26 protein-coding genes and 1 tRNA gene are annotated in these 25,166 nt (G+C 57.6%); 18 read left to right on the top strand and 9 right to left on the bottom strand.

All coding sequences use genetic code 11. The features are described 5' to 3' along the window. Window positions 1–53 precede the first annotated feature (53 nt). Window positions 54–422 carry a bifunctional dihydroneopterin aldolase/7,8-dihydroneopterin epimerase gene (folB, locus tag CU081_RS07465; protein ID WP_003862547.1) on the bottom strand — a complete coding sequence of 123 codons (369 nt, stop codon included), beginning with the start codon at window positions 420–422 and terminating at the stop codon, window positions 54–56. A gap of 107 nt (window positions 423–529) precedes the next feature. Between folB and plsY the strand changes: the two genes are divergently transcribed. From plsY to ureG, 10 genes are all read left to right on the top strand, one after another. After that, window positions 530–1,144 (top strand): glycerol-3-phosphate 1-O-acyltransferase PlsY, encoded by a 615-nt coding sequence (gene plsY / locus CU081_RS07460; protein WP_003862548.1) that lies wholly within the window; start codon window positions 530–532, stop codon window positions 1,142–1,144. Between the two features lie 92 nt (window positions 1,145–1,236). Beyond that, entirely contained in the window at window positions 1,237–2,703 is a 1,467-nt protein-coding gene (locus CU081_RS07455; protein WP_003862552.1) for an MFS transporter, read from the top strand. A 156-nt stretch (window positions 2,704–2,859) separates the two neighbouring features. Next, a complete protein-coding gene (locus CU081_RS07450) occupies window positions 2,860–3,687 on the top strand; it encodes an urease accessory protein UreD (protein WP_003862554.1) in 828 nt (275 codons plus the stop codon). Between the two features lie 10 nt (window positions 3,688–3,697). Then, the gene (locus CU081_RS07445) at window positions 3,698–4,000 is read left to right on the top strand and encodes an urease subunit gamma (RefSeq protein WP_003862556.1); all 303 of its coding nucleotides are present in this window, start codon (window positions 3,698–3,700) and stop codon (window positions 3,998–4,000) included. A gap of 10 nt (window positions 4,001–4,010) precedes the next feature. Then, window positions 4,011–4,325: an urease subunit beta gene (locus tag CU081_RS07440; RefSeq protein WP_003862557.1), complete on the top strand. Its 315-nt coding sequence runs from the start codon at window positions 4,011–4,013 to the stop codon at window positions 4,323–4,325. Further along, a complete protein-coding gene (gene ureC, locus CU081_RS07435) occupies window positions 4,318–6,021 on the top strand; it encodes an urease subunit alpha (RefSeq protein ID WP_003862558.1) in 1,704 nt (567 codons plus the stop codon). Before CU081_RS07440 ends, ureC begins: the two co-directional genes overlap by 8 nt. Before the next feature lie 9 nt (window positions 6,022–6,030). After that, entirely contained in the window at window positions 6,031–6,495 is a 465-nt protein-coding gene (ureE, locus tag CU081_RS07430) for an urease accessory protein UreE (protein ID WP_003862559.1), read from the top strand. Window positions 6,496–6,504: 9 nt separating this feature from the next. After that, window positions 6,505–7,044, top strand: coding sequence for a HupE/UreJ family protein (locus tag CU081_RS07425; RefSeq protein WP_003862561.1), 540 nt, complete (start codon window positions 6,505–6,507; stop codon window positions 7,042–7,044). After that, window positions 7,044–7,718: an urease accessory protein UreF gene (locus tag CU081_RS07420; RefSeq protein WP_022651875.1), complete on the top strand. Its 675-nt coding sequence runs from the start codon at window positions 7,044–7,046 to the stop codon at window positions 7,716–7,718. The genes CU081_RS07425 and CU081_RS07420 overlap by 1 nt, the downstream gene beginning before the upstream one ends. Window positions 7,719–7,727: 9 nt before the next feature. Beyond that, window positions 7,728–8,345, top strand: a complete 618-nt coding sequence (gene ureG, locus CU081_RS07415; protein WP_022651876.1) for an urease accessory protein UreG — start codon at window positions 7,728–7,730, stop codon at window positions 8,343–8,345. An 87-nt stretch (window positions 8,346–8,432) separates the two neighbouring features. On the opposite strand, the gene tsaD is transcribed toward ureG, so the two are convergent. After that, entirely contained in the window at window positions 8,433–9,446 is a 1,014-nt protein-coding gene (gene tsaD / locus CU081_RS07410; RefSeq protein ID WP_022651877.1) for a tRNA (adenosine(37)-N6)-threonylcarbamoyltransferase complex transferase subunit TsaD, read from the bottom strand. A gap of 236 nt (window positions 9,447–9,682) precedes the next feature. On the opposite strand from tsaD, the gene rpsU reads away from it, so the two are divergent. The 3 genes from rpsU (at window position 9,683) to rpoD (ending at window position 13,756) form a co-directional block, all read left to right on the top strand. After that, on the top strand, window positions 9,683–9,898 hold the full coding sequence (gene rpsU, locus CU081_RS07405; RefSeq protein ID WP_001144069.1) for a 30S ribosomal protein S21: 216 nt from the start codon (window positions 9,683–9,685) through the stop codon (window positions 9,896–9,898). A gap of 115 nt (window positions 9,899–10,013) precedes the next feature. Beyond that, window positions 10,014–11,759 carry a DNA primase gene (dnaG, locus tag CU081_RS07400; protein WP_003862574.1) on the top strand — a complete coding sequence of 582 codons (1,746 nt, stop codon included), beginning with the start codon at window positions 10,014–10,016 and terminating at the stop codon, window positions 11,757–11,759. A 152-nt stretch (window positions 11,760–11,911) separates the two neighbouring features. Continuing rightward, window positions 11,912–13,756 carry an RNA polymerase sigma factor RpoD gene (rpoD, locus tag CU081_RS07395; protein WP_006812010.1) on the top strand — a complete coding sequence of 615 codons (1,845 nt, stop codon included), beginning with the start codon at window positions 11,912–11,914 and terminating at the stop codon, window positions 13,754–13,756. A 101-nt stretch (window positions 13,757–13,857) separates the two neighbouring features. On the opposite strand, the gene mug is transcribed toward rpoD, so the two are convergent. Then, window positions 13,858–14,364 carry a G/U mismatch-specific DNA glycosylase gene (gene mug / locus CU081_RS07390; protein WP_022651878.1) on the bottom strand — a complete coding sequence of 169 codons (507 nt, stop codon included), beginning with the start codon at window positions 14,362–14,364 and terminating at the stop codon, window positions 13,858–13,860. A gap of 124 nt (window positions 14,365–14,488) precedes the next feature. On the opposite strand from mug, the gene CU081_RS07385 reads away from it, so the two are divergent. Together CU081_RS07385 and CU081_RS07380 are read left to right on the top strand one after the other, a co-directional pair. Then, a tRNA-Ile gene (locus CU081_RS07385) sits at window positions 14,489–14,564 on the top strand. 218 nt (window positions 14,565–14,782) lie between these two features. After that, window positions 14,783–15,952 (top strand): molecular chaperone DnaJ, encoded by a 1,170-nt coding sequence (locus CU081_RS07380; protein WP_022651879.1) that lies wholly within the window; start codon window positions 14,783–14,785, stop codon window positions 15,950–15,952. Here CU081_RS07380 and CU081_RS07375 read toward each other — a convergent pair whose 3' ends face one another. Beyond that, window positions 15,953–16,717, bottom strand: a complete 765-nt coding sequence (locus CU081_RS07375; protein WP_022651880.1) for a siderophore-interacting protein — start codon at window positions 16,715–16,717, stop codon at window positions 15,953–15,955. A gap of 145 nt (window positions 16,718–16,862) precedes the next feature. Here CU081_RS07375 and CU081_RS07370 point away from each other — a divergent pair, with 145 nt between their 5' ends. Further along, the gene (locus tag CU081_RS07370) at window positions 16,863–17,357 is read left to right on the top strand and encodes a PadR family transcriptional regulator (RefSeq protein ID WP_022651881.1); all 495 of its coding nucleotides are present in this window, start codon (window positions 16,863–16,865) and stop codon (window positions 17,355–17,357) included. On the opposite strand, the gene CU081_RS07365 is transcribed toward CU081_RS07370, so the two are convergent. Both CU081_RS07365 and CU081_RS07360 read right to left on the bottom strand, forming a co-directional pair. After that, entirely contained in the window at window positions 17,354–18,913 is a 1,560-nt protein-coding gene (locus CU081_RS07365) for a methyl-accepting chemotaxis protein (protein WP_022651882.1), read from the bottom strand. The two genes, CU081_RS07370 and CU081_RS07365, sit on opposite strands and share 4 nt — an antisense overlap. Window positions 18,914–19,152: 239 nt before the next feature. Next, the gene (locus CU081_RS07360) at window positions 19,153–20,673 is read right to left on the bottom strand and encodes a methyl-accepting chemotaxis protein (protein ID WP_022651883.1); all 1,521 of its coding nucleotides are present in this window, start codon (window positions 20,671–20,673) and stop codon (window positions 19,153–19,155) included. 421 nt (window positions 20,674–21,094) lie between these two features. On the opposite strand from CU081_RS07360, the gene ygjG reads away from it, so the two are divergent. After that, on the top strand, window positions 21,095–22,474 hold the full coding sequence (ygjG, locus tag CU081_RS07350) for a putrescine aminotransferase (RefSeq protein WP_022651884.1): 1,380 nt from the start codon (window positions 21,095–21,097) through the stop codon (window positions 22,472–22,474). 85 nt (window positions 22,475–22,559) lie between these two features. Here the strand turns inward: ygjG and CU081_RS07345 are convergent, their stop codons facing one another. After that, window positions 22,560–23,162 carry a helix-turn-helix domain-containing protein gene (locus CU081_RS07345; protein WP_003862602.1) on the bottom strand — a complete coding sequence of 201 codons (603 nt, stop codon included), beginning with the start codon at window positions 23,160–23,162 and terminating at the stop codon, window positions 22,560–22,562. A 42-nt stretch (window positions 23,163–23,204) separates the two neighbouring features. Between CU081_RS07345 and CU081_RS07340 the strand changes: the two genes are divergently transcribed. Continuing rightward, window positions 23,205–23,894, top strand: a complete 690-nt coding sequence (locus CU081_RS07340) for a B3/B4 domain-containing protein (RefSeq protein ID WP_003862604.1) — start codon at window positions 23,205–23,207, stop codon at window positions 23,892–23,894. A gap of 94 nt (window positions 23,895–23,988) precedes the next feature. Here the strand turns inward: CU081_RS07340 and lsrG are convergent, their stop codons facing one another. Then, window positions 23,989–24,282 (bottom strand): (4S)-4-hydroxy-5-phosphonooxypentane-2,3-dione isomerase, encoded by a 294-nt coding sequence (gene lsrG / locus CU081_RS07335; RefSeq protein ID WP_003862606.1) that lies wholly within the window; start codon window positions 24,280–24,282, stop codon window positions 23,989–23,991. Next, on the bottom strand, window positions 24,279–25,166 hold the full coding sequence (lsrF, locus tag CU081_RS07330) for a 3-hydroxy-5-phosphonooxypentane-2,4-dione thiolase (protein ID WP_003862608.1): 888 nt from the start codon (window positions 25,164–25,166) through the stop codon (window positions 24,279–24,281). Before lsrF ends, lsrG begins: the two co-directional genes overlap by 4 nt.

Here is a 25,166-nt window from a genome sequence, read left to right as displayed (position 1 = left end):
AAACATACAGCTCTAAGACCGATATAACCTAAAATGGTTTAGCTATTATGACGTTAAATCTTTCCTTTCAGATTTGTGCCACGCTCGATAATCACGCCCACGTTGGCGGCGCGCGCCACCGCGCCCGGCTTGCTTAGCTTAATGCGCACCCACGGGGAGTTAAATTTGCTCAGCAGCAGGTCTGCCACCTCTTCCGCCACGCGTTCTACCAGCGCAAATCGTTGCCCTTCCACATGGCCGATGACCGTTTCACTGATGTCGGCGTAGCTCAGACAATCATTCACATCATCGCTTTTCGCTGACTTGCGGTTATCCCAGCCCATTTCGATATCGAACACCAGTTTCTGCTCGATGGTCTGTTCCCAGTCGTAAACACCAATTGTGGTGATTACCGAAAGTTGCTCTATAAATACAATATCCATCACGACCTGCCTGCTTTTTGGCTAAACCGGATACCACTTCCGGCGAATTATGCGTATTATCCACAGATGCTGAGAATACAGATACATTTTCAAAACGGAACAGCGTTATGAGTGCAATCGCGCCTGGAATGATTATCCTCGCCTACCTTTGCGGCTCAATCTCCAGCGCCATTCTGGTCTGCCGCATCGCCGGGTTGCCTGACCCGCGTGAAAGTGGTTCCGGGAATCCGGGGGCGACCAATGTACTACGAATTGGCGGCAAGGGAGCAGCCGTAGCGGTTTTGATTTTTGACGTTCTGAAAGGAATGCTTCCCGTCTGGGGCGCGTATGCGCTCGGCGTCACACCCTTCTGGCTGGGGCTGATAGCCATCGCCGCCTGCGTCGGCCACATCTGGCCTGTTTTCTTTGGTTTTAAAGGCGGTAAAGGCGTGGCCACTGCGTTTGGCGCGATTGCGCCGATCGGCTGGGATCTCACCGGCGTGATGGCGGGCACCTGGCTGCTGACCATCCTGCTGAGCGGTTATTCGTCGCTGGGCGCCATCGTCAGCGCACTGATCGCCCCGTTCTATGTCTGGTGGTTTAAACCGCAGTTTACCTTCCCGGTGTCGATGCTCTCGTGTCTGATCCTGTTGCGCCATCACGACAACATTCAACGCCTGTGGCGTCGTCAGGAAACGAAGATCTGGACGAAGCTCAGACGTAAAAAGAAAGACGCTCAGTAAACCGTTCGTTATGCCTTATAACCAAATGTGATTTTTGTCACCTTCTGCCTGTGGTAACTGTTAGAGACACAACACAACCACACAAAAAGAAAATGGCAGAAATCACAGATTCAACTCCCCTTCCAGCGGCAGCAAACACCCCGGATGGCGATATCAAGTGGGTACGCAGCGCATCGGACGTTTCACGTCTCGTTAATGACGGCTCTCAGGGCCGGGCCAATGCCCGCATCGTGGTCGGTATCGCGCTCGGGGGAATTTTTCTCGATGCCTACGATCTCGGCGCGCTGGCATTCGGCATCAAAGACATCACCCGCGAATTTAACCTGACGCCCGCCGGTACCGGCATGGTGGCTTCAGCCATTACGTTTGGCGCGATTGTCGGGGCGCTGCTCGGCGGCTATCTTACGGATAAAATCGGGCGCTACCGCGTCTTTATGGCCGACATGGTGTTCTTTGTCGTTGCCGCTATCGCCTGTGCGCTGGCCCCGAACGAATATGTGCTGGCGGGCGCGCGCTTTGTGATGGGTCTAGGCGTTGGGATCGACCTTCCCGTCGCGATGGCGTTTCTCAGCGAGTTCGCCAGACTGAAAGGCCCGGGGAATAAAGCCTCCAGCGTCGCGATGTGGTGTCCCACCTGGTATGCGGCCATCAGCATCTCTTATCTTCTGGTGCTCTTCTTTTACGCCGTGCTGCCGGAAAGCCACAGCGACTGGCTCTGGCGTCTGATCCTTGGCTTTGGCGCGGTGCCCGCGCTGGTGATTATCGCCATCCGCAGCCGCTATATGAGCGAATCCCCGGTCTGGGCGGCGAATCAGGGCAATCTGAAGGAGGCGGCGTCTATCCTGCGGCAGTCTTACAACATTAATGCCCACGTACCGCAGGATGCGCTCGACCAGCCCGCGCCTGTTGTGAACAAGGCAAAATGGTCGAACTACCTGAACCTGTTCCGCGGTATCTATCTGCGGCGTACCACGCTCGCCACGCTGCTGTCGGTCGTCTCCTCGTTCGCCTATAACGCCGTAGCCTTTGGCCTGCCGGTGATCATCTCCAGCTTCTTTGTGCAGTCGATGCTGACCACCATTCTGATCTCGCTGGCGCTTAATCTGCTGTTCGCGTTTGTCGGCGGGCTGCTGGCGGTGCGCTATGTTCCGCGCTTCGGCGCATGGCGGATGTCACTGGCGGGTTATGCGTGCCAGCTGGCGGCGCTGCTCGGCCTGGCGCTGATTGGCCGCCCTGACGGGTCCACGGAAGGCGTGGTCGCCGTCGCGATGCTGGCGCTGTTCCTGTTTGGCCAGGGTTTTGGTCCGGGTGCGCACACCATGACGTTTGCCTCTCTGAGCTACCCGACCTCGCTGCGCGGCGTGGGTGTGGGGCTTAACCAGACGCTGATGCGCAGCAGTTCAACGCTATCACTGTTTCTGTTCCCGCTGCTGGTCGCCTCGCTGGATACCGCCGTGTTCTGGGTGATTGCGCTGGCGCCGTTTATCGGCCTGGCCTCGCTGCTGGCGATCCGCTGGGAGCCGTCGGGGTATGATGTGGATGCAGAGGATTATCGCTAGCCTTTCTTGCCGGGTGGCGCTGCGCTTACCCGGCCTACATTACTGAAACCGGCTCACATGAGCCGGTTTTTTTATCCATAAGCGACTCATATGACAGCCTTCATTTCCGCCAGGGCATACTGAAACGTATCCCGATAGTGCGGAAGTGGAAGCACCATGTTAGCAACTCAGGTCACTGATAATTCATACAAAGGCTGGCAGGCCTCGCTTGCCCTCCAGTTTTGTCATACCCCTGAGAAAACCCTCCTCCATTCCGCGCGTCACACCGGGCCACTTACCGTTCAGCGTCCGTTTTATCCCGAAGGGGAAACCTGCCACCTTTACCTGCTGCACCCGCCAGGTGGAATTGTGGGCGGGGATACGCTGGATATTTCCGTGCGGCTCGACGCCAAAAGCCATGCCCTCATCACCATGCCCGGCGCCAGCAAGTTCTATCGCAGCAGCGGCCCGCTGGCCTGCCTCAGTCAGCATTTTTACCTCGACGAAGAGGCCACGCTGGAGTGGCTGCCGCAGGACACCATTATTTTCCCCGGCGCTAACGCCGCGCTGCGTTCCGTCTTTCACCTGCACGCCACCAGCACGCTGCTGGCGTGGGAGCTGTACTGTCTGGGCCGTCCGGTGATAAACGAAACCTTCAGCCAAGGCACGCTGGAGAGCCGCCTTGAGGTGTGGGTGGATGGCGAGCCGCGTCTGATTGAGCGACTGCATCTCAGCGGTGGCGATCTGACGCCCGTCGCGGACCATCCGTGGGTCGGCACGCTGCTGTTCTATCCGGCCCGGGAAGCACATCTCGACACGGTGCGCGAGCGGCTCGCCCCGCTGGAAAACTTTGGCGGGGCGACGCTCACCGACGATCTGCTGTCGGTGCGTTTTCTCTCGCACGACAACCTGATTTGTCAGCGGGTGATGCGCGATATCTGGCAGTCGCTTCGCCCGCTTTTAACCCCCAAAACCGCCTGTTCGCCGCGCATCTGGCAGACATAAGAGAAACGCTATGGAACTGACTCCCAGAGAAAAAGACAAGCTGTTGCTGTTCACCGCCGCGCTGGTTGCCGAACGCCGCCTCGCGCGCGGGGTAAAGCTCAACTATCCGGAATCGGTCGCGCTGATCAGCGCCTTTATTATGGAAGGCGCGCGCGATGGCGAAACCGTCGCCTCGCTGATGGAAGCCGGCCGCCACGTCCTGACGCGCGATCAGGTGATGGAGGGCGTACCGGAGATGATCCCGGATATTCAGGTGGAAGCCACCTTCCCGGACGGATCCAAGCTCGTCACCGTCCACAACCCGATCGTGTAAGGAGCGCGTGATGATCCCAGGTGAATACCGGATCCAGTCCGGCAACATCGCTCTCAACGTCGGGCGCGAAACCCGAAGTGTGATAGTGGAAAACCACGGCGACAGGCCGATCCAGGTCGGATCGCACTACCACTTTTACGAGGTCAACCCGGCGCTGAAGTTCGATCGCGAGGCCACCCGAGGCTACCGGCTGAACATCCCGGCGGGCACCGCTGTGCGCTTCGAGCCCGGCCAGAAGCGGGAAGTGACGCTGGTGCAGGTGACGGGCGCACAGCGCATTTTCGGTTTTCGCGGCGAGATCATGGGCGAGGTGAAACATGGCTGAGATTTCACGCCAGGCGTATGCCGATATGTTCGGCCCCACGACCGGGGATAAAGTGCGGCTGGCCGACAGCGAACTGTGGATCGAAGTAGAAGACGATCTCACGATCTACGGAGAAGAGGTTAAATTCGGCGGCGGAAAAGTGATCCGCGACGGCATGGGACAGGGGCAGATGACCGCCGACGACTGCGTGGATCTGGTGCTCACCAACGCGCTGATCGTCGATCACTGGGGGATCGTGAAAGCGGATATCGGCGTAAAAAATGGGCGGATCTTCGCCGTCGGCAAAGCCGGAAACCCGGACATTCAGCCCGGCGTGACGATCCCGATTGGCGCAGCAACGGAAGTGATCGCCGCCGAAGGCAAGATTGTCACCGCTGGCGGGATCGACACCCATATCCACTGGATCTGTCCGCAGCAAGCGGAAGAGGCGCTGGTCTCCGGCGTCACCACCATGATCGGCGGCGGCACCGGGCCCGCGGCAGGCACAAACGCCACCACCTGCACGCCGGGGCCGTGGTATATCGCCCGCATGTTGCAGGCTGCCGATACGCTGCCGGTGAATATTGGCCTGCTGGGCAAAGGGAACGGTTCAAACCCGGACGCGCTGCGCGAGCAGATCGCGGCAGGTGCCATCGGGCTTAAGATCCACGAAGACTGGGGTGCGACGCCTGCGGCCATCAACTGCTCGCTGGAGGTCGCTGAAGAGATGGATATCCAGGTGGCGCTGCACAGCGACACGCTGAACGAGTCCGGTTTTGTCGAAGATACGCTGGCCGCCATCGCCGGGCGCACCATCCACACCTTCCACACCGAAGGGGCGGGCGGCGGCCATGCGCCAGATATCATCACCGCCTGCGCGCACCCGAATATTCTGCCCTCCTCCACCAACCCGACGCTGCCCTATACGGTCAACACCATCGACGAGCACCTGGACATGCTGATGGTTTGCCATCACCTCGACCCGGATATCGCCGAGGACGTGGCGTTTGCCGAATCCCGCATTCGCCGGGAGACCATCGCCGCCGAAGACGTGCTGCACGATATCGGCGCGTTCTCACTCACCTCGTCAGATTCACAGGCAATGGGCCGCGTGGGGGAAGTGATTATCCGCACCTGGCAGGTCGCGCACCGCATGAAGGTTCAGCGCGGCGCGCTGCCGGAAGAGACCGGCGATAACGACAACTTCCGGGTGAAGCGCTATGTCGCCAAATACACCATTAACCCGGCGCTGACCCACGGCATCGCCCATGAAGTGGGCTCGATTGAGGCGGGCAAGCTGGCGGACCTGGTGGTCTGGTCCCCGGCGTTCTTCGGCGTCAAGCCCGCCACCATCGTCAAAGGTGGGATGATCGCCTGCGCACCGATGGGCGATATCAACGCCTCGATCCCCACGCCGCAGCCGGTGCATTACCGCCCGATGTTTGGATCGCTGGGCGCCGCGCGCCACGCCACGCGGCTGACGTTTATCTCGCAGGCCGCCAGTGCGAACGGCATCCCGCAGCAGCTCAACTTGCAGAGCGCCACGGCGGTGGTGAAAGGCTGCCGGACGGTGAAAAAGGCGGACATGATCCACAACGCTCTGCAACCGAACATCACCGTCGACTCGCAAACCTACGAGGTGCGCGTCGACGGCGAACTGATTACCAGCGAACCGGCTGACGTTCTGCCGATGGCGCAACGCTATTTCCTGTTTTGAGGAGTGATGATGATTTATCTGACCCAACGCCTGGACCACGCACACCCGACTACCGCCAGCGTCACGCTGCCGATTGACGTGCGGGTGAAAAGCCGCGCCCGCGTGGCCCTGAACGACGGTCGCGAAGCCGGGCTGATGCTGCCGCGCGGTTTGCTGCTGCGCGGCGGCGATCTGCTGACCACCGACGACGGCAGCGAGGTGATCGAAGTGATCGCGGCCCCGGAGTCGGTTTCCGTGGTGCGCTGCGCCGATCCGTTCCTGCTCGCCCGCGCCTGTTACCACCTGGGCAACCGTCACGTGCCGCTGCAAATTATGCCCGGCGAGCTGCGCTACCACCACGACCACGTTCTTGACGACATGCTGCGTCAGTTCGGGCTGGAGGTGACCTTCGCCAGCCTGCCGTTTGAACCGGAAGCGGGGGCTTACACCAGCGATGCCCACAGCCATGGCCACTCCCACGCTCATTCACATTAAGGACTCATCATGCGCAAGTATTTACCGCTGTTTCTGCTGGCCTTTTCCGTTCCGGCGCTTGCCCATCCGGGCCACGGGACCGACAGCTTCCAGGCCGGATTTCTCCATCCGCTGACCGGGCTGGATCACCTGCTGATGCTGACGGGGGCTGGCGTGCTGTCCGCCCTGAGCGGCCGCAAGCTGCTGCTGCCGTTAGCAACGCTCGGCATGATGCTTGCTGGCGCCGTTGCGGGCAGCCTGCTCGGCGGTTTTAGCGGCATGGAGATGCTGATTATCGCCTCGCTGGCGGTCTGCGGCGTAATGATGTTTAAGACTGAAAATCGCCTGCTGCTGGCGGTGCCAGCCCTGGCGATGTTCCACGGCTGGGCGCACGGCGTGGAGATGTCCGGCCACAGCTTCTGGCTCTTCACCAGCGGGTTTATGTTAGCCAGCGCCACGGTGCTGTGCGCCAGCTTCGCGGCAGGGCTGCTGCTGCGCCGTCACGACGGCCTGCGTAAAACCTTCGGTGGCGGGCTGATCGTCTCTGCCCTGCTGGCGCTGATGAGCTGATGGAGCACGCCCGCCAGCGGCTGCGCCTGATGCAGCTCTCCAGCAGTAGCCTGCCGGTCGGATCGTTTACCTGGTCGCAGGGGCTGGAGTGGGCCGTTGAGGCCGGGTGGGTCACGGACGCTGAGGCCTTCAGGCGCTGGCAGATCCAGCAGATGGAGCAGAGCTTTTTCTGCGTCGACCTGCCGCTGTTTATCCGCCTTTATCGTGCCTGCGAGAAGCAGGACGTCGCGACAGCAAAACGCTGGACGGCATACCTGCTCGCCTGCCGGGAAACGCGCGAGCTGCGCGATGAAGAACGCAACCGTGGCGCGGCCTTTACGCGCCTGATTAAAAGCTGGGAACCCGCCTGCCCGGCAGAATGGCTGCCGCTGTTGACGCAGAGCCAGCTCTGCGGCATGGCGTGGCTCGGCGTGCGCTGGAGCATTAGCACGCGTGAGCTGGCGCTGAGCCTGGGCTACAGCTGGATTGAGAGCGCGGTGATGGCGGGCGTCAAGCTGGTGCCGTTTGGGCAGCAGGCCGCACAACAGCTGATTATCGACCTGAGCGACCATTTTGCCGCCGGGTTTGAACAGGCATTTTTACGTGGCGACGACGCGCTGGGGGCCGCTACGCCGCTGTCCGCCATCGCCTCCGCGCGCCACGAAACCCAATATTCACGACTATTCCGTTCCTGAGGAGTCAATATGGCTGATTACAAACATCCCCTGCGCGTGGGCGTGGGCGGCCCGGTAGGGTCGGGCAAAACCGCCCTGCTGGAAGCGCTCTGCAAGGCGATGCGCGATACCTATCACCTGGCGGTGGTGACTAACGATATCTACACCAAAGAGGATCAGCGCATCCTGACCGAGGCGGGTGCGCTGGAGCCAGAGCGCATCGTGGGCGTGGAAACGGGCGGCTGTCCGCACACCGCCATCCGCGAAGATGCTTCAATGAACCTGGCGGCGGTGGAAGCACTCAGCGAGAAGTTCGGCAATCTGGATCTGATCTTCGTCGAAAGCGGCGGGGATAACCTGAGCGCGACCTTTAGCCCGGAGCTGGCGGACCTCACCATCTACGTCATCGACGTGGCCGAAGGGGAAAAAATCCCGCGCAAGGGCGGGCCGGGGATCACCAAATCCGATTTTCTGGTGATTAACAAAACCGATCTCGCGCCGTACGTCGGCGCCTCGCTGGAGGTGATGGAGCGCGACACCAACCGCATGCGCGGCGAGCGTCCGTGGACCTTTACTAACCTGAAAGCGGGAGACGGTCTGGGAACGATCATTGCGTTTCTGGAAGAGAAAGGGATGCTGCGGGTGTAGTGCGGGTTATTGCCGGGTGGCGGCTTCGCCTGACCCGGCCTACGGTTTTGTAGGCCCGGTAAGCGCAGCGCCACCGGGCAAAAAAACTCACGCCTCCGGCAGCTCCGCCAGCGGCCAGCGCGGACGCACGGACACGCTCAGGTCAGCCGTGGCGCCAGCGTTCAGGCGCACCATCCCGGCGTAGGCGATCATCGCCCCGTTATCGGTACAAAATTCAGGACGCGCGTAGAACACTTCCCCACGACGCTTTTGCATCATCTCTGCAAGCTTCGCGCGCAGCGTACGGTTGGCGCTCACGCCGCCTGCCATCACCAGGCGCTTAAAGCCGGTCTGATCCAGCGCGCGTTTGCACTTGATCATCAGCGTATCCACCACCGCATCTTCGAACGCACGAGCGATGTCGGCACGCGTCTGCTCGCTGTCGTCGTTATTGCGGATGGTGTTCGCCGCGAAGGTTTTCAGACCGGAGAAGCTGAAATCCAGCCCCGGACGATCAGTCATCGGCCGTGGGAAGACAAAGCGCCCTTCCGTGCCCTGTGCGGCCATTTTCGAGAGCATCGGGCCGCCCGGGTAATCCAGCCCCAGCAGCTTGGCGGTTTTGTCGAAGGCTTCACCGGCTGCATCGTCAATTGACTCGCCCAGCAGTTCATACTTGCCAATACCCGTTACGCTGATCAGTTGGGTATGACCACCGGAAACCAGCAGCGCCACAAACGGGAACGCTGGCGGATTGTCTTCCAGCATCGGCGCCAGAAGGTGCCCTTCCATATGGTGAACCGGAATGGCCGGAACATCCCACGCGAAGGCCAGTGAACGCCCTACCGTTGCGCCGACCAGCAGCGCGCCGACCAGGCCCGGTCCTGCGGTATAGGCCACGGCATCAATATCTTTTGCACTCAACCCGGCCTCTTTCAGCGCCGCCTGGATCAGGGGAACCGTTTTACGCACGTGGTCACGAGAGGCCAGTTCAGGCACGACGCCGCCGTAGTCAGCGTGCAATTTCACCTGACTATACAGTTGGTTGGCCAGAAGCCCTTTTTCGTCGTCGTAAATCGCGATGCCGGTTTCATCGCAGGATGTTTCAATACCCAGTACACGCATGACTTGTTTTACCTCGTTTCAATACCGCGCAGTGTAGAGCCTGGGCGGATTGTTGTAAAACTTTGTTCGCCCCAGGAAGAAGCCTCGTGTATACTCCTCACCCTTATTAAAGTCCCTTTCAAAATCGCATCGGTGCTTTACAAAGCAGCAGCATTTGCAGTAAAATTCCGCACCATTTTGAAATAAGCTGGCGTTGATGCCAGCGGCAAACCGAATTTATTAAAGGTGAGAGTTACATGCCGGTAATTAAAGTACGTGAAAACGAGCCGTTCGACGTAGCACTGCGTCGCTTCAAACGTTCATGCGAGAAAGCAGGTGTTCTGGCTGAAGTTCGTCGTCGTGAGTTTTATGAAAAACCAACGACCGAACGTAAGCGCGCTAAAGCTTCCGCTGTGAAACGTCACGCGAAGAAACTGGCTCGCGAAAACGCACGCCGTACTCGTCTGTACTAATCTGTTGAGGGCCACAGCCCTCAATTGACAGACAGAGTTGTAGTCGTAAGGCCGTGCTTCCGGAAGGAATGCGCGGCTTGTTTTCGTTTATAAGTCGCTTAAATTTTTGGGGCATATGGCCGGAAGAATCCCACGCGTTTTCATCAATGACCTGCTTGCCAGAACCGACATCGTCGATCTCATCGACGCGCGGGTGAAGCTAAAAAAGCAGGGCAAGAACTACCATGCGTGCTGTCCGTTCCATAACGAAAAAACCCCCTCTTTCACCGTAAACGGTGAAAAGCAGTTCTACCATTGCTTCGGCTGTGGCGCACACGGTAATGCCGTTGATTTTTTGATGAACTACGACAAGCTCGAGTTCGTTGAAACCGTCGAAGAGCTGGCGGCGATGCATAACCTTGAAGTGCCGTATGAAGCGGGCAGTGGGCCAAGTCAGATCGAGCGCCATCAGCGGCAAACGCTGTACCAACTGATGGATGGCCTGAATTCGTTTTACCAACAGTCTCTTAAGCACTCTGCGGCTGAGCCTGCGCGTCAGTATCTGAACAAGCGCGGACTGAGCGACGATGTGATTGCGCGTTTCGCTATTGGTTACGCCCCGCCCGGCTGGGACAACGTGTTAAAGCGTTTTGGCGGCAATAGCGAAGATCGTAAATCCCTCATCGACGCAGGCATGCTGGTCACCAACGACCAGGGACGAAGCTACGACCGCTTCCGTGAACGGGTGATGTTCCCGATCCGCGACAAGCGTGGCCGGGTGATAGGTTTTGGTGGTCGCGTGCTGGGTGATGCCCTGCCGAAATACCTTAACTCCCCGGAAACCGATATTTTCCATAAGGGCCGCCAGCTTTACGGTCTTTATGAGGCACAGCAGGATAATGCGGAACCTCCGCGTCTTCTGGTCGTCGAAGGCTATATGGATGTTGTTGCGCTGGCGCAGTACGACATTAACTATGCCGTTGCGTCGCTGGGAACGTCCACCACGGCGGACCATATCCAGCTGCTGTTCCGCGTCACCAACAACGTGATTTGCTGTTACGACGGTGACCGCGCAGGACGCGACGCCGCCTGGCGAGCGCTGGAAACCGCGTTGCCGTATATGACCGACGGGCGTCAGTTACGCTTTATGTTCCTGCCCGACGGTGAAGACCCGGATACGCTGGTGCGTAAAGAGGGCAAAGCGGCGTTTGAAGCGCGGATGGAGCAGGCTCAGCCGCTCTCCACGTTTCTGTTTAACAGCCTGATGCCGCAGGTTGATTTGAGTACCCCTGACGGGCGCGCGCAGCTCAGCACGCTGGCGCTGCCGTTAATCAGCCAGGTGCCCGGCGAAACGCTGCGCATCTATCTGCGTCAGGAGTTAGGCAACAAGCTCGGCATTCTGGATGACAGCCAGCTTGAACGTTTAATGCCGAAACAGGCTGAAAACGGCACGGTACGCCCCGCGCCTCAGCTAAAACGCACAACCATGCGTATACTGATAGGGTTGCTGGTACAAAACCCCGAACTTGCTCCGCAAGTGCCGTCGCTGGCGGGTTTGAACCACGAAAAATTGCCCGGGCTTGGCTTATTTTCAGAATTGGTCAACACTTGTTTGTCTCAGCCAGGTCTGACCACCGGACAACTTTTAGAGCATTATCGCGGCACAAAAGAGGCCGCTACCCTTGAAAAACTGTCGATGTGGGACGATATAGCAGATAAGGATATCGCAGAAAAAACGTTCACCGACTCACTCAACCATATGTTTGATTCGATGCTTGAGTTGCGCCAGGAAGAGTTGATAGCTCGCGAGCGCACCCATGGCCTAAGCAGCGAAGAACGCCGGGAGCTCTGGATGATTAACCAGGAACTGGCGAAGAAATAAAAAATTTAACGGCTTAAGTGCCGAATATCGATCGGGAAGCCCCCGGCAGCCGCACTGAGAGGCAGCGGCAAAAATATAAGTACGCCCTCGCTTTAAAGGTTGGCAGCCCATCGCCGACACCAATCAAACGAATTAAGTGTGGATACCGTCTTATGGAGCAAAACCCGCAGTCACAGCTGAAACTTCTTGTCCAACGCGGTAAGGAGCAAGGCTATCTGACCTATGCCGAGGTCAATGACCATCTGCCGGAAGATATCGTCGATTCAGATCAGATCGAAGATATCATCCAAATGATCAATGACATGGGCATTCAGGTGATGGAAGAAGCACCGGATGCCGATGATCTGTTGCTGGCTGAAACCTCCAACAACACTGACGAAGATGCGGAAGAAGCTGCTGCACAGGTACTGTCCAGCGTGGAATCTGAAATCGGGCGTACCACTGACCCGGTCCGCATGTACATGCGCGAAATGGGTACCGTTGAACTGTTGACCCGCGAAGGCGAAATTGACATCGCAAAACGCATCGAAGACGGGATCAACCAGGTTCAGTGCTCTGTTGCCGAATACCCGGAAGCGATCACCTATCTGCTGGAGCAGTACGATCGCGTTGAAGCAGAAGAAGCGCGTCTGTCCGATCTGATCACTGGCTTTGTCGACCCGAACGCTGAAGAAGATATGGCGCCAACCGCCACTCACGTCGGTTCTGAGCTGTCTCAGGAAGAGATGGATGACGACGAAGACGAAGATGAAGAAGAAGACGACGACAGCAGCGATGACGACAACAGCATCGACCCTGAACTGGCGCGTGAGAAATTTGCCGAGCTGCGTACCCAGTACGAAGTGACGCGTGACACCATCAAAGCGAAAGGCCGCAGCCATGCCGCCGCTCAGGAAGAGATCCTGAAGCTGTCTGAAGTGTTCAAACAGTTCCGCCTGGTGCCAAAACAGTTCGACTACCTGGTGAACAGCATGCGCGTGATGATGGATCGCGTACGTACCCAGGAACGTATCATCATGAAGCTGTGCGTTGAACAGTGCAAAATGCCGAAGAAGAACTTCATCACCCTCTTCACCGGCAACGAAACCAGCGAAACCTGGTTCAACGCCGCTATCGCGATGAACAAGCCGTGGTCTGAAAAGCTGCACGACGTGAAAGAAGACGTACAGCGCGGCCTGCAAAAACTGCATCAGATTGAAGAAGAGACCGGCCTGACCATCGAGCAGGTGAAAGACATCAACCGTCGTATGTCCATCGGTGAAGCGAAAGCCCGCCGTGCGAAGAAAGAGATGGTTGAAGCGAACTTACGTCTGGTTATCTCTATCGCCAAGAAATACACCAACCGTGGCCTGCAATTCCTGGATCTGATTCAGGAAGGCAACATCGGTCTGATGAAAGCGGTAGATAAGTTTGAATACCGTCGTGGTTACAAGTTCTCAACCTATGCTACCTGGTGGATCCGTCAGGCGATCACCCGCTCTATCGCAGACCAGGCGCGCACCATCCGTATTCCGGTGCATATGATTGAGACCATCAACAAACTCAACCGTATCTCTCGCCAGATGTTGCAGGAGATGGGCCGCGAGCCGACGCCGGAAGAGCTGGCTGAACGCATGCTGATGCCGGAAGACAAGATCCGTAAAGTGCTGAAAATCGCTAAAGAGCCAATCTCCATGGAAACGCCAATCGGTGATGATGAAGATTCGCATCTGGGTGATTTCATCGAGGATACCACCCTCGAGCTGCCGCTGGACTCTGCCACCACCGAGAGCCTGCGTGCCGCTACGCACGACGTGCTGGCTGGCCTGACCGCCCGTGAAGCCAAAGTGCTGCGTATGCGTTTCGGTATCGACATGAACACCGACCACACGCTGGAAGAAGTGGGTAAACAGTTTGACGTGACCCGCGAACGTATCCGTCAGATCGAAGCGAAGGCGCTGCGTAAACTGCGCCATCCGAGCCGCTCTGAAGTGCTGCGTAGCTTCCTGGACGATTAATCGGTCCTGAAATGAAAAAGCTCCCAATCGGGAGCTTTTTTTTGTTTATTCCCTCTCCCTGTGGGAGAGGGTCAGGGTGAGGGCATCAGGCCGCAGAGGAGCTAAAGCCCCCTCACCACAAGCGCCTCATCAAGTTCCCGATACGCCTCCACCAGCTTGTCCAGCGTCGCCCTGTTCAGCCCACTCGGGTTCGGCAACACCCAAATCTGCGTTACGCCAATGGTAATGTTCTGCTTACCCCACTTCACACCGCGCTGGCTGAACGCCTGCTCGTAGGCCTGCTTGCCGAGGATCGCCAGCGCCGCGGGCTGATAGTCTTCAATTTTCGCGATCAGCTCACGCCCGCCAGCGCGCAGCTCATGCAGATTCACTTCGCTCGCCTGCACCGTGGGTCGCTCGACCAGCATGGTGATGCCACAGCGCGTATCCAGCAGCTGCTGCTCTTCTTCCGGCTTAAGCTGTTTGTCGGTAAATCCGGCCTGGTGGATCACCTTCCAGAAGCGATTTCCCGGATGAGCAAAGTGAAAACCGGTGTGCGCCGATGACTTGCCCGGATTAATACCGCAGAACACCACCCGCAGGCCAGGGGCCAGAATATCGTTGATCATCTCTACTCCTGTCTATGCATCTTAAGAGAAGTATAAAGGATTGATTATGCGTTGTTTATAAAAACAGCAGGCAGGTGTGAATGGCTGGATTGCTGAGGGGAGTTACTTTATAATTCACCGCCACGGCCCCTTAGCTCAGTGGTTAGAGCAGGCGACTCATAATCGCTTGGTCGCTGGTTCAAGTCCAGCAGGGGCCACCAAATTTTAGCTTTAGAATCATCCAGTTAAGCCACTCGATTGAGTGGCTTTTTTGTAAGTAATCCACCACACGTAGCCCGGCCTGCCGCTTCCCCTCACAAACCCTAAAAACTAAAGAAATCCCCCATCGCGCCGATCATCATCCGTGTGTATTATTTCCTGTAGCTTTTACAACAACTAACTTTAACTCAAATACTTAAGCGCCAGAGCGAAAGGCATCATGAGCACACCGATCAAACGGCTAGAAATCATTAAAAATGCCATTGAGCTGGAAGATGACGACATCATCCGGAGCCAGTTGAAACGTCTCAAAGAGGAAGCCTTTGACGATGAACTCCTGTCCATCGTCGCGGCGCTTGAGCAGAAAAACTATACCGCAGCCCTTCGCGCTATCACCGCCTGGCTGCAAAGCCAGCGCGCCGTTACCCCGTGGCGTGACCCGCAACTGGCGGCCAGCAAGCTGGAGCTAAAAGCCCTGGAAGAGCGTCTGCGCGATCTGATTGATCGTCGTAACGCCCGGGTACAGCAGCTTGATGAGTTCAACGATCTCTATTTCTCCCGCCTCGGGCCGTTGATGCAGCAGATCCTCGCCCTGCGTAAAACGCTGGCGGAGCTTAACCTGCGTCGTCAGCAGGCGGAGACGCGTCGTCGGGAAGAGGATTACCGCCGCTGCCAGAGCTATATGGCGCAGGCCGTAGAGGTTCTGACAACGCTCACCCGGCGCTGGCGAGATCTGCCTGCGGATTCCGTTCAGGCGGCAGAGGCGCGCAAGCATCTTCAGCAGCAAAGTAATCTGATTGCCAACCTGCTGGCCGAAGCGATGGAGCTGGAGACCGGTTTAACGCGCGAAGAAGAGCCGGCACGTCAGGCGCGCGATGAGGCCAACGAAGAGTACAAGAAGTATCGCGAACAGCATCATGATGCCGAAGTTCGCCTGCGTAAAGGCAAGGATCTCTCTGAAGAGGATCGGAACGAGCTGAAGCGGCTCTGGCGTCAGGCGAGCAAGTTATGCCACCCGGATCTGGTTGCCGATGATTTAAAAGAAGAAGCCAACAGGATGATGGTGCAACTCAACCAGGCCAAACAGCGCGGCGACGTGAAGGCCATTCGCTTGCTGGTCGCCCGTCTGCAACAAGGGTTTGAACCGATGATGGCGAGCGACAGGCTGAACGACCTGGAACGTATTCGTAAAAAGATGGCGCAGGTGCGTGAGCAAATCGACACCCTGGTGAACGAGCTGGCAGAGCTGGAGAAAGAAGAGTCCTGGCTGCTCGTCTCGTCGCTCAGCAATATGGAAGCCTACTTTGCCCAGCAGGAGAAAGCGCTGAAAGAGGTATGCGCCTCGCTCGAACATCAGGTGAGCGAAGCGCAGCTGGATCCCGCTGCCTGATTATTTGGCGTGCCAGTACGCGCTGGCACGCACCAGCTGCGGGTCAATTGCGTCGGTTTCAAACTGACGGCTCAGGCGTTTCACCACCTTCCCCTCCCCGGTGAGCCAGATAAAGTAATCCTCTTCCGGCACGTCCAGCGCGGCAAGATGGTCGGCCACCGCCTGCTCGTTGTGGCCGATAACCCAGGTGATGTTGAACCCGCTCAGGTGCGCCAGATAGTCCTGGTACGCCGCATCGCCCACGGTGACGATGGCGTGGATCGCCGGGCGAACAGGCAGTTTTGCGATGCCTTCTAAACGGCGGCGCAGCGCGGGCATGCCCGACTCGTCGCACACGTACAGCTGCCAGGCGTAATCTTCCGGCACCACCAGCGAACCACGCGGACCACCGATGGTCAGCTTGTCGCCCACCTTCGCCTCTACCGCCCAGTTGCTGGCAATGCCACCATCATGAACGAAGAAATCGAGCGCCAGCTCATGTTTTTCGTCATCGTACAGCGGGGTATAGTCACGCGCCTGCGGACGCACGCCGTCGCCCCAGTCGATGCCTTCATCAGTCACCACAGGCGGCACGAAAGTGGTGCCCGGTGCCGGGAAAAAGACTTTGGTATGGTCGTCAAAGCCGCGAGAGCTAAAGCCCTCCAGCGCCTCGCCGCCTAGCACAATGCGCTGAAATCCTGCACTGACTCGCTCAGTGCGCATCACGTTCAGCTCACGAAAACGCAGGTCATTGCGGACACGTTGAGGGTAACGGGTAGATGCCATGTTGATGCCCTTCTCAGGTGAATACGATATATCGGAATGAATTTTTAATGATAATGATTGCTATTAACTCAGAAATCAAGATTTTTTAGATTGCATCTGAATATATCTTAGATATAGTTTAGATATATCAAATTGAGGAAGAAACATGCGACACGAACACGACGGCGGCGGACGCCGGCCACGATTTTTTGGTCATGGCGATCTGCGGCTGGTGATCCTGGATATCCTGACCCGCAACGCGAGCCATGGTTATGAGCTGATCAAAGAGATCGAGAACCTGACACAGGGACATTACACGCCAAGCCCTGGCGTGATCTATCCGACTCTGGATTACTTGCAGGATCAGTCGCTTATCATCATTACCGAAGAAGAGAACGGCCGTAAGCGGATTGCGATTAACGCCGCCGGAGAACAGTGGCTGGAAGATAACCGGGAACAGCTGGAGCAGATCCAGACGCGTATCAAGGCGCGCTCCGTCGGTTTCCAGCTGCGCAAAAACCCGCAGATGAAGCGGGCGCTGGATAACTTCAAAGCGGTTCTGGATCTGAAGGTTAATCAGGGAGAGCTCAGCGACGCGCAGTTAAAACAGATTATCGGCGTGATTGACCGCGCGGCACTGGAGATCTCCCAGCTGGATTAAGCCAGCACGCCGTCGCTCACGCGGAACACGCGGACCAGCTCTTTCAGGTGCATGGCCTGTTCGTTAAGGGATGCCGCCGCCGCAACGGACTCCTCCACCAGCGCGGAGTTCTGCTGGGTGGTGGCGTCTATCAGGCCAATCGCGCTGTTGATCTGCGAGATGCCTTCCGTCTGTTCGTGGCTGGCCTGGCGAATCTCACGCAGGATGACGTCCATCTCTTCCACGTTGCCGACCATGCCGTTGATAAGCCCGCTGGCCTTCTCCACAAGGTTCATGCCGTCCTGCGTCTGGCTTGTGGAGCTTTCAATCAGCTGGCGGATCTCACTCGCGGATGTTGCACTTTTCTGCGCGAGCTGACGTACCTCGCCCGCCACCACCGCAAAGCCGCGACCATGCTCACCCGCGCGCGCCGCTTCGACCGCCGCGTTCAGCGCCAGAATATTAGTCTGGAAGGCAATGGCGTCGATCAGGTCGATAATGTCGGACATCCTGTTCGATGTTTCGTTGATCAGGCGCATCTTGCTGGTGACCTGCTTCATCATCTCGCCGTTGTTTTTGACCACGGCAGCCGCATCGGCAGACAGGTTCGTCGCTTCTCCGGTGTGGGACGCGGTGTTCTTCACCGTAGCGGTGATCTGCTCCATCGACGCGGCCGTCTGTTCAACGGAACTGGCCTGCTCCTCCGTGCGGGCAGCCAGATCCTGGTTGCCCGCGACAATCTGCGCGGCGGCGCTGGAGATGTTTTCCGATCCGGTTTGCACCTGCTGCACAATCTCCAGCAGGCGCGTTTTCATCTCCATCAGTGCGGTGAGTAGCAGTCCGGTTTCATCTTTACCGTGCGAGGTAATGCTGCCGGTGAGATCGCCATCGGCAATGGCCTCCGCAAAATTCACCGCGTCGTTCAGCGGGCGGGTAATGGATCGCACAATGAACCAGCCAGTCAGGCTGGCTGCCGCGACGCTAAAAAGCGTAATCAGGATCAGCAGGAGACGATTGGTGCGGAAATCACCTTCCACCTGCTCGCCCGCACTCTGCATTTCATGGTCCTGGATCGCAATCAACGCCTGCACTTTCGCTTTATAGGACTGTTGCAGGTTCAGGGTGTTGGTCATCATTTCGTTTATCGCGCCCGCACGGTCGTTATTCTGCACGGCCTGCAAAATGCGGTAGCGCGAGTCAAGATATTGCTGGCGCACGCCGTGGATATCGGCCAGCACCTGTTGGGATTTTTTATCCTTGAGAGCGTTGTCCAGCTCGCTCAGGATTGCGGCGATGCGCTCGCTGATCGCCTTCAGACGCTGCTCTGATTGCGCCGTGTACGTCCCCTGTTCGTCCAGCAGCATGAGCTGCTGCGTGCTGATAAATTCCTGGAAGTTGTCGATTAACTGGTTCGCTTTTACCGTCGTTGGATAATCGCTGGTAAGGATGGTTTGCATTCCATTGTTTGCCCGATTCAGGCTCATCAGAGACAAGCTTGCGCTGACGACCATCAGGACAATAAATAATCCAAACGCCAGAAATAATTTCGTGCCGATCTTTACGTCATGTATGAACATATTTACCCCATCGATGTGATTATTTCTCAGACGATCGCTGTTATCGACAGGAAACTCTCTAACTTTATGACTTTGATCGTTTTTTTATTTCACACTTTCAATAAATCCGGGGCGTAGCAATTAAAAATCGGGTGCTTTTTTTAGTTACTTAATATTTCATTAACAACATAACTTATTCTGAAAAACAAAAAAACCGTTTACCCCGGAGGAATAAACGGCTTTATCGAAGCATGCATTTCTTAATGCAGCACGGTAACCGCATCTTCAAGACGTCCGGCCCGGTGCTTAACCATCGCGGAAATCTGCGCGCTCTCTTCGACCAGGTCAGCATTTTTCTGCGTAATGCTGTCCAGTTCTGCCACGGCACGGGTCAGCTCTGTCAGGCCTGTCGCCTGCTCGGAGGTGGAGTGGCTGATCTGCGCGATAAGCTGCGTGACGTTTTTCACCTGCTCGACAATATCATCCATGGTACGTCCCGCGGCGTGGACCTGATCGGCGCCCGACTGCACTTTGCTGGCGCTGGCGTCGATCAGCTTACGAATATCGTTAGCTGCATTCGCGCTGCGGCTGGCAAGATGACGCACTTCGCCCGCCACCACCGCAAAGCCTTTCCCCTGCTCGCCCGCGCGTGCCGCCTCAACCGCGGCGTTCAGCGCCAGAATATTGGTCTGGAAGGCAATGTCATTGATAAGCGAGGTAATAGAGCCAATGCGCTGGGTACTGTCGGCTATGTCATCCATGGTTTTCACCACGGTCTGCATCACGGTGCCCCCCTGCGTGGCCGCGCTGCTGGCGGCCATCGACAGCTTGTCGACTTCGGCTGCGGTCTCAGAGTTACTCTGCACCGACGCCGCCATCTGGTTCATTGTTGCCACGGTCTGCTGCACGTTAGCCACGGTCTGGCGCGTGCGATCGTTGAGATCTTCATTGCCCTGCGCCAGCCTGTCGCTGCCGTCGCGCACGCTCACCACCTGGCTGGAGACGTCGTTGATCAGCCAGCGGCACATCAGCCCCAGCTGTCCGACGGCCCGCAGCGTCAGCCCCAGTTCATCGCTGCGGCTAAGATGCTGCACGCTGTTACGCTCTCCGGTAGCGACCCTGAGCGCCTGCCGTGCGACGTTTTCCACCGGGCGGACAATCTGTTGTTCAAACACCAGGGTGCCAAGCAGCATCACCACGGCTGCCGCCACCAGCGAAGCCCAGCCCGCAGCACTGGCAACCAGCGTTGCGGCCATCACCGCAAAAAGTACCGCCATTACGCTGCGCACGCGCCAGCGCAGCGGCATCGCCGGTAATTTGCCGAGCCAGCCTTTGCGCACCACCAGCCCTTTATGAATGCGTTTTTTGCTACGTCCTTCGTTGAGCGCCTTATAAAGCGGCTCCACTGCGGCGACCTCGTCCTCGGTGGCGCGGGTACGAATGGACATATAGCCCGTCATCTGGCCGTTACGCACCATCGGTACCGCATTGGCGCGTACCCAATAGTGATCGCCATTTTTACGTCGGTTTTTGACAATCCCGCTCCAGGGTTCGCCCTTTTGCAGCGTGTACCACATGTCGGCAAAAGCCGCTTTCGGCATATCCGGATGGCGCACAATGTTGTGCGGTTGCCCGAGCAGCTCCTGGAGCGTAAAGCCGCTCACTTGCACAAAGGTGTCGTTAGTGTGGGTCATGTAGCTGTGGAGGTCGGTGGTCGACATAAGCGTGGTGTCATCGTCCAGCGGATATTCATTCTGGGTGACATAGTCAGGAGAGGACATAGTGAGCATCCCTTGCAGGTTATTTGAATGTTAATTTTGTGGCTTATGTTTTTTCGGCGATAAAAAATTTATCTTTAGTTGTTAAATATGATTGAGATCGCAAATCTCGGTTAAACCGCACTTTTCGTGCGTTTTTCTAATTAATTGATTTAAAATACTTTCGAGACGAAACTACCTACAAAGCATGATCCCCCGGCGCACACTTAAGGCGCATTTCTGCCCTGGAGTAGTGCAATTGACGACACCCCATCCCCGGCTCGTTATCCCTTATCCCGTGCGGCGCGCAATGGCATGATTAAATATTGTGCAAATTTGATTTCACCTGGCGTTTATCCCGATTTTTGTTAAGGCATCTGAGGTGGCGTAATCCCTGCAATAATTAACTCAGTATCATGTGATACGCGATCCCCGGGAGCATATTTTGAACAGGTTACCTTCCAGCGCCTCGGCTCTTGCCTGTACCGCGCACGCACTGAATCTCATTGAAAAGCGAACGCTTGATCATGAGGAGATGAAACAACTTAACCGTGAGGTCATTGATTACTTTAAAGAGCATGTGAATCCTGGTTTTCTGGAGTATCGCAAATCTGTTACCGCCGGCGGGGATTACGGAGCCGTAGAGTGGCAAGCGGGCAGTCTGAATACGCTTGTCGACACCCAGGGACAGGAGTTTATCGATTGCCTGGGTGGTTTTGGTATTTTCAACGTGGGGCACCGTAATCCAGTTGTGGTTTCCGCCGTACAGAATCAACTTGCGAAACAACCTCTCCATAGCCAGGAACTGCTCGATCCGCTTCGCGCCATGCTCGCGAAAACGCTGGCAGCCTTAACGCCCGGCAAACTGAAATACAGCTTCTTCAGCAACAGCGGCACCGAATCGGTCGAAGCGGCGATTAAACTCGCCAAAGCGTACCAGTCGCCACGCGGGAAATTTACCTTTATCGCCACCAGCGGCGCGTTCCACGGGAAATCCCTGGGCGCGCTGTCGGCGACCGCTAAATCCACTTTCCGTAAACCGTTTATGCCGCTGCTGCCGGGCTTCCGCCACGTACCGTTCGGCGACATCAACGCCATGCGCACCATGCTCGGCGAATGCCGTAAAACCGGCGACGACGTGGCGGCGGTGATCCTGGAGCCGATTCAGGGTGAAGGCGGCGTGATCCTCCCGCCGCAGGGCTATCTGCCCGCCGTGCGTCAGCTGTGCGATGAGTTTGGCGCGCTGCTGATCCTCGACGAAGTGCAGACCGGGATGGGGCGCACCGGCAAGATGTTCGCCTGTGAGCATGAGAACGTTCAGCCGGATATTCTGTGCCTGGCAAAAGCGCTCGGCGGCGGCGTGATGCCGATTGGCGCAACGGTCGCCACTGAAGAGGTGTTCTCGGTGCTGTTCGACAATCCATTCCTGCATACCACCACCTTTGGCGGTAACCCGCTGGCCTGCGCGGCCGCGCTGGCGACCATCAACGTGCTGCTGGAGCAAAACCTGCCTGCGCAGGCGGAGCAGAAAGGCGACATGCTGCTGGACGGCTTCCGCCAGCTGGGCCGGGAATACCCGGATCTGGTACAGGATGCGCGCGGGAAAGGGATGCTGATGGCGATTGAGTTCGTTGATAACGAAACCGGTTATAGCTTCGCAAGCGAGATGTTCCGCCAGCGGGTACTGGTGGCGGGAACGCTTAACAACTCGAAAACCATCCGCATTGAACCACCGTTGACGCTCACCATTGAGCAGTGTGAGCAGGTGCTGAAGGCGGCGCGTAAGGCGCTGGCGGCGCTGCGGGTGAGTGTGGAAGAGGCGTAAAAAAAGCCGGGTGGCGCTACGCTTTCCCGGCCTACAACATACTGCATATGCAAGCCCGGTAAGCGTAGCGCCACCGGGCTGCTTTTTATCGGTGAAACTCTGCCACCGTCATGGTGAAGCGAAGCACGGTATCGCTTTCATTGGCATAGCCGTGCGCCGCTTCCGTTTTCGCCACCGCCGACGCGCCAGCATTAACCTGTGCCACCGTCTCGTCCACCGTCAGGGTTAATACGCCTTCGTTCACATGCAGCAGCTCAAACGTTCCCGCCGGATGTCCCGGAGAAGTGAACGTTTCTCCCGGATGCATCTCCCACTGCCACAGCTCAATCATATCCGGGCCTGCGGTGCCTGCCAGCAATCTGGCGTAACCGCCCTGTGCGCCCTGCCACAGAACCGGGATCGCCTCTTCCTGAATAATGTGTATCTGCGGCTCGCTGGAGACGTTAACGATATCTGCCACCGAGACGCCAAGCGCGGCGGCCAGTTTACACAGAATGGCAATGCTGGGGTTGGCAGCCCCTTTTTCGATCTCCACCAGCATGCCTTTGCTGACGCTGGCGCGGCGAGAAAGCTCGTCCAGCGACAGTTTTTTCTCTTTCCGCCAGCTGCGGATACGGTTCGCGACGGCCAGGCTTACCTGGGCAACATCGGCACCCGCATCGGTCATTATATTGACTTTATCAGTCATTGGTCACTACCATGGTATAAAACAGTCAATACAGGATTATTTATGTCTCTTGTAACACCGTCAATAGATTCGCGACTTGTCGGGATCGCGCCCGGCTTTCGGGCGCTGAGCATTCTGGTTGAAGCTGCCCCGATTACCCAACCGGAGGTTGCGCCCGCTGCGCTGGCGCAGGCCTGCCAGCAGATGCTCAATGATGATGTGCCCTGGGCAGAAAATCATCTCGCCGCCTGGGATGAGGTGTTTAAAGCCTTTGGTGCAAAACCCAAACGTACGCCCTGCTCGGCCTCGGCCCTGCGCAAGCGCGTGATGAGAGACGGTTCGCTGCCGCCGCTCGACCCGGTGGTGGATATCTATAATGCCATCAGTATCCGCTACGCTATTCCGGTAGGGGGAGAAAATCTGGCGGCTTACTCGGGAGCGCCGCGCCTGACGCTGGCCGACGGCAGTGAGCCGTTTGATACCGTCAAAGAGGGTGAGCCGGTAGTCGAAAATCCGGAGCCAGGCGAAGTTATCTGGCGTGACGATCTTGGCATCACCTGCCGCCGCTGGAACTGGCGACAGGGGATACGCACGCGTCTGGACAGCCAGGCGCAGTCCATGTGGTTTATTCTCGAAAGCCTGCCGTCGATGCCGCTGGCGGCATTACAGGAAGCTGGCGATGAGCTGGTGAGCAATCTGCAAAAGCTGATGCCGGGCGCGACGGCGCGTATTCAGTTGCTGGAGCTGGCGTGAACAACGCCTGGTGGCGCTGCGCTTACCCGGCCTACAAAATCAACACCCCCCGTACCCGTAGGCCCGGTAAGCGCAGCGCCACCAGGCAAAACCGCTACTCCGGCAACAATCCGACAAAGCTGCGTTTTTTGCGCGGCTCCGACATCAGCTCCTCCAGCTTATCCACGCACGCGAGATAGTGCGGGGTTTGCTTATGCGCCAGCACCGCCTCTTCGTCTTTATAGGCTTCGTAGATAAAGAACCGGGTTTTCACCCGCGGGTCCTGCAATACGTCGAAGCGCAGGTTGCCCGGCTCCTTGATCGCCCCCTCGTGGTTGGCGCGAAATACCTCCAGAAACTCGTCCACCCGCTCGGGCTTAATGTTGATCTCCACCAGCGTCACGTTCATTTTGCTTCTCCCTGTTTCTCTTCCTGCCAGAACTGGAACGCATCGCGGGCATTCCAGTTCTCGTGAACCACTTTCTTCACCGCCTTCAGCATGGCGAGCGGCGCGCTGGACTGGAAGATGTTGCGCCCCATGTCCACGCCGGACGCGCCCTGCTCAATCGCCCGCCAGCACATCTCCAGCGCCTCGTGCTCCGGCAGCTTTTTGCCCCCCGCGATAACGATCGGCACCGGGCAGCTGGCGGTCACTTTTTCAAAGCCCTCGTCCACATAGTAGGTTTTGACGAACTGCGCCCCCATTTCGGCGGCGATGCGGCTTGCCAGCGAAAAATACCGAGCGTCACGCGCCATCTCTTTCCCCACGCCCGTCACCGCCAGCGTCGGCATGCCGTAGCGCGCCCCTGCATCGACCAGCTTGATGATATTGTTGATCGACTGATGCTCAAACTCGCTTCCGATGTACACCTGCGCCGCCACCGCGCAGACGTTCAGGCGCAGCGCGTCTTCCATCGCCACCGCCACGCACTCGTTCGACAGTTCGCCCAGAATCGAGTTACCGCCGGAGGCGCGCAGCACCACCGGTTTGTTCGTCGCGGCAGGTACCTGGCTCCTGAGGATGCCGCGGGTACACATCAGCACGTCGGTTTCGCCAAACAGCGGCGCGATGGAGAGATCGATACGCTCAAGGCCGGTGGTCGGTCCCTGAAAGTAACCGTGGTCAAAGGCCAGCATCACCGTGCGGTTGCTCTGCGGGTTGAAAATGCGCGAAAGCCTCGACTGCATACCCCAGTCCAGCGAGCCGCAGCCCTTCAGGGTGTACGGCACATTCTGCTGCGGCGTACCGATGCCAAAATCCTTGCCGTCTTTGATGTCGTCTAAATCAGCCAT

The sequence above is a fragment of the Enterobacter sp. CRENT-193 genome (assembly GCF_002787395.1).
Classification (GTDB): Bacteria; Pseudomonadota; Gammaproteobacteria; order Enterobacterales; family Enterobacteriaceae; genus Enterobacter; species Enterobacter hormaechei_C.
Note: the sequence above shows the minus strand (reverse complement) of the source record. Positions and strands in the feature narration are given on the sequence as shown.

Bases quoted from the DNA above. Each gene is read 5' to 3' on its own strand.
- folB (WP_003862547.1), bottom strand. From the start codon at position 422: ATGGATATTGTATTTATAGAGCAACTTTCGGTAATCACCACAATTGGT.
- plsY (WP_003862548.1), top strand. From the start codon at position 530: ATGAGTGCAATCGCGCCTGGAATGATTATCCTCGCCTACCTTTGCGGC.
- CU081_RS07455 (WP_003862552.1), top strand. From the start codon at position 1,237: ATGGCAGAAATCACAGATTCAACTCCCCTTCCAGCGGCAGCAAACACC.
- CU081_RS07450 (WP_003862554.1), top strand. From the start codon at position 2,860: ATGTTAGCAACTCAGGTCACTGATAATTCATACAAAGGCTGGCAGGCC.
- CU081_RS07445 (WP_003862556.1), top strand. From the start codon at position 3,698: ATGGAACTGACTCCCAGAGAAAAAGACAAGCTGTTGCTGTTCACCGCC.
- CU081_RS07440 (WP_003862557.1), top strand. From the start codon at position 4,011: ATGATCCCAGGTGAATACCGGATCCAGTCCGGCAACATCGCTCTCAAC.
- ureC (WP_003862558.1), top strand. From the start codon at position 4,318: ATGGCTGAGATTTCACGCCAGGCGTATGCCGATATGTTCGGCCCCACG.
- ureE (WP_003862559.1), top strand. From the start codon at position 6,031: ATGATTTATCTGACCCAACGCCTGGACCACGCACACCCGACTACCGCC.
- CU081_RS07425 (WP_003862561.1), top strand. From the start codon at position 6,505: ATGCGCAAGTATTTACCGCTGTTTCTGCTGGCCTTTTCCGTTCCGGCG.
- CU081_RS07420 (WP_022651875.1), top strand. From the start codon at position 7,044: ATGGAGCACGCCCGCCAGCGGCTGCGCCTGATGCAGCTCTCCAGCAGT.
- ureG (WP_022651876.1), top strand. From the start codon at position 7,728: ATGGCTGATTACAAACATCCCCTGCGCGTGGGCGTGGGCGGCCCGGTA.
- tsaD (WP_022651877.1), bottom strand. From the start codon at position 9,446: ATGCGTGTACTGGGTATTGAAACATCCTGCGATGAAACCGGCATCGCG.
- rpsU (WP_001144069.1), top strand. From the start codon at position 9,683: ATGCCGGTAATTAAAGTACGTGAAAACGAGCCGTTCGACGTAGCACTG.
- dnaG (WP_003862574.1), top strand. From the start codon at position 10,014: ATGGCCGGAAGAATCCCACGCGTTTTCATCAATGACCTGCTTGCCAGA.
- rpoD (WP_006812010.1), top strand. From the start codon at position 11,912: ATGGAGCAAAACCCGCAGTCACAGCTGAAACTTCTTGTCCAACGCGGT.
- mug (WP_022651878.1), bottom strand. From the start codon at position 14,364: ATGATCAACGATATTCTGGCCCCTGGCCTGCGGGTGGTGTTCTGCGGT.
- CU081_RS07380 (WP_022651879.1), top strand. From the start codon at position 14,783: ATGAGCACACCGATCAAACGGCTAGAAATCATTAAAAATGCCATTGAG.
- CU081_RS07375 (WP_022651880.1), bottom strand. From the start codon at position 16,717: ATGGCATCTACCCGTTACCCTCAACGTGTCCGCAATGACCTGCGTTTT.
- CU081_RS07370 (WP_022651881.1), top strand. From the start codon at position 16,863: ATGCGACACGAACACGACGGCGGCGGACGCCGGCCACGATTTTTTGGT.
- CU081_RS07365 (WP_022651882.1), bottom strand. From the start codon at position 18,913: ATGTTCATACATGACGTAAAGATCGGCACGAAATTATTTCTGGCGTTT.
- CU081_RS07360 (WP_022651883.1), bottom strand. From the start codon at position 20,673: ATGTCCTCTCCTGACTATGTCACCCAGAATGAATATCCGCTGGACGAT.
- CU081_RS07345 (WP_003862602.1), bottom strand. From the start codon at position 23,162: ATGACTGATAAAGTCAATATAATGACCGATGCGGGTGCCGATGTTGCC.
- CU081_RS07340 (WP_003862604.1), top strand. From the start codon at position 23,205: ATGTCTCTTGTAACACCGTCAATAGATTCGCGACTTGTCGGGATCGCG.
- lsrG (WP_003862606.1), bottom strand. From the start codon at position 24,282: ATGAACGTGACGCTGGTGGAGATCAACATTAAGCCCGAGCGGGTGGAC.
- lsrF (WP_003862608.1), bottom strand. From the start codon at position 25,166: ATGGCTGATTTAGACGACATCAAAGACGGCAAGGATTTTGGCATCGGT.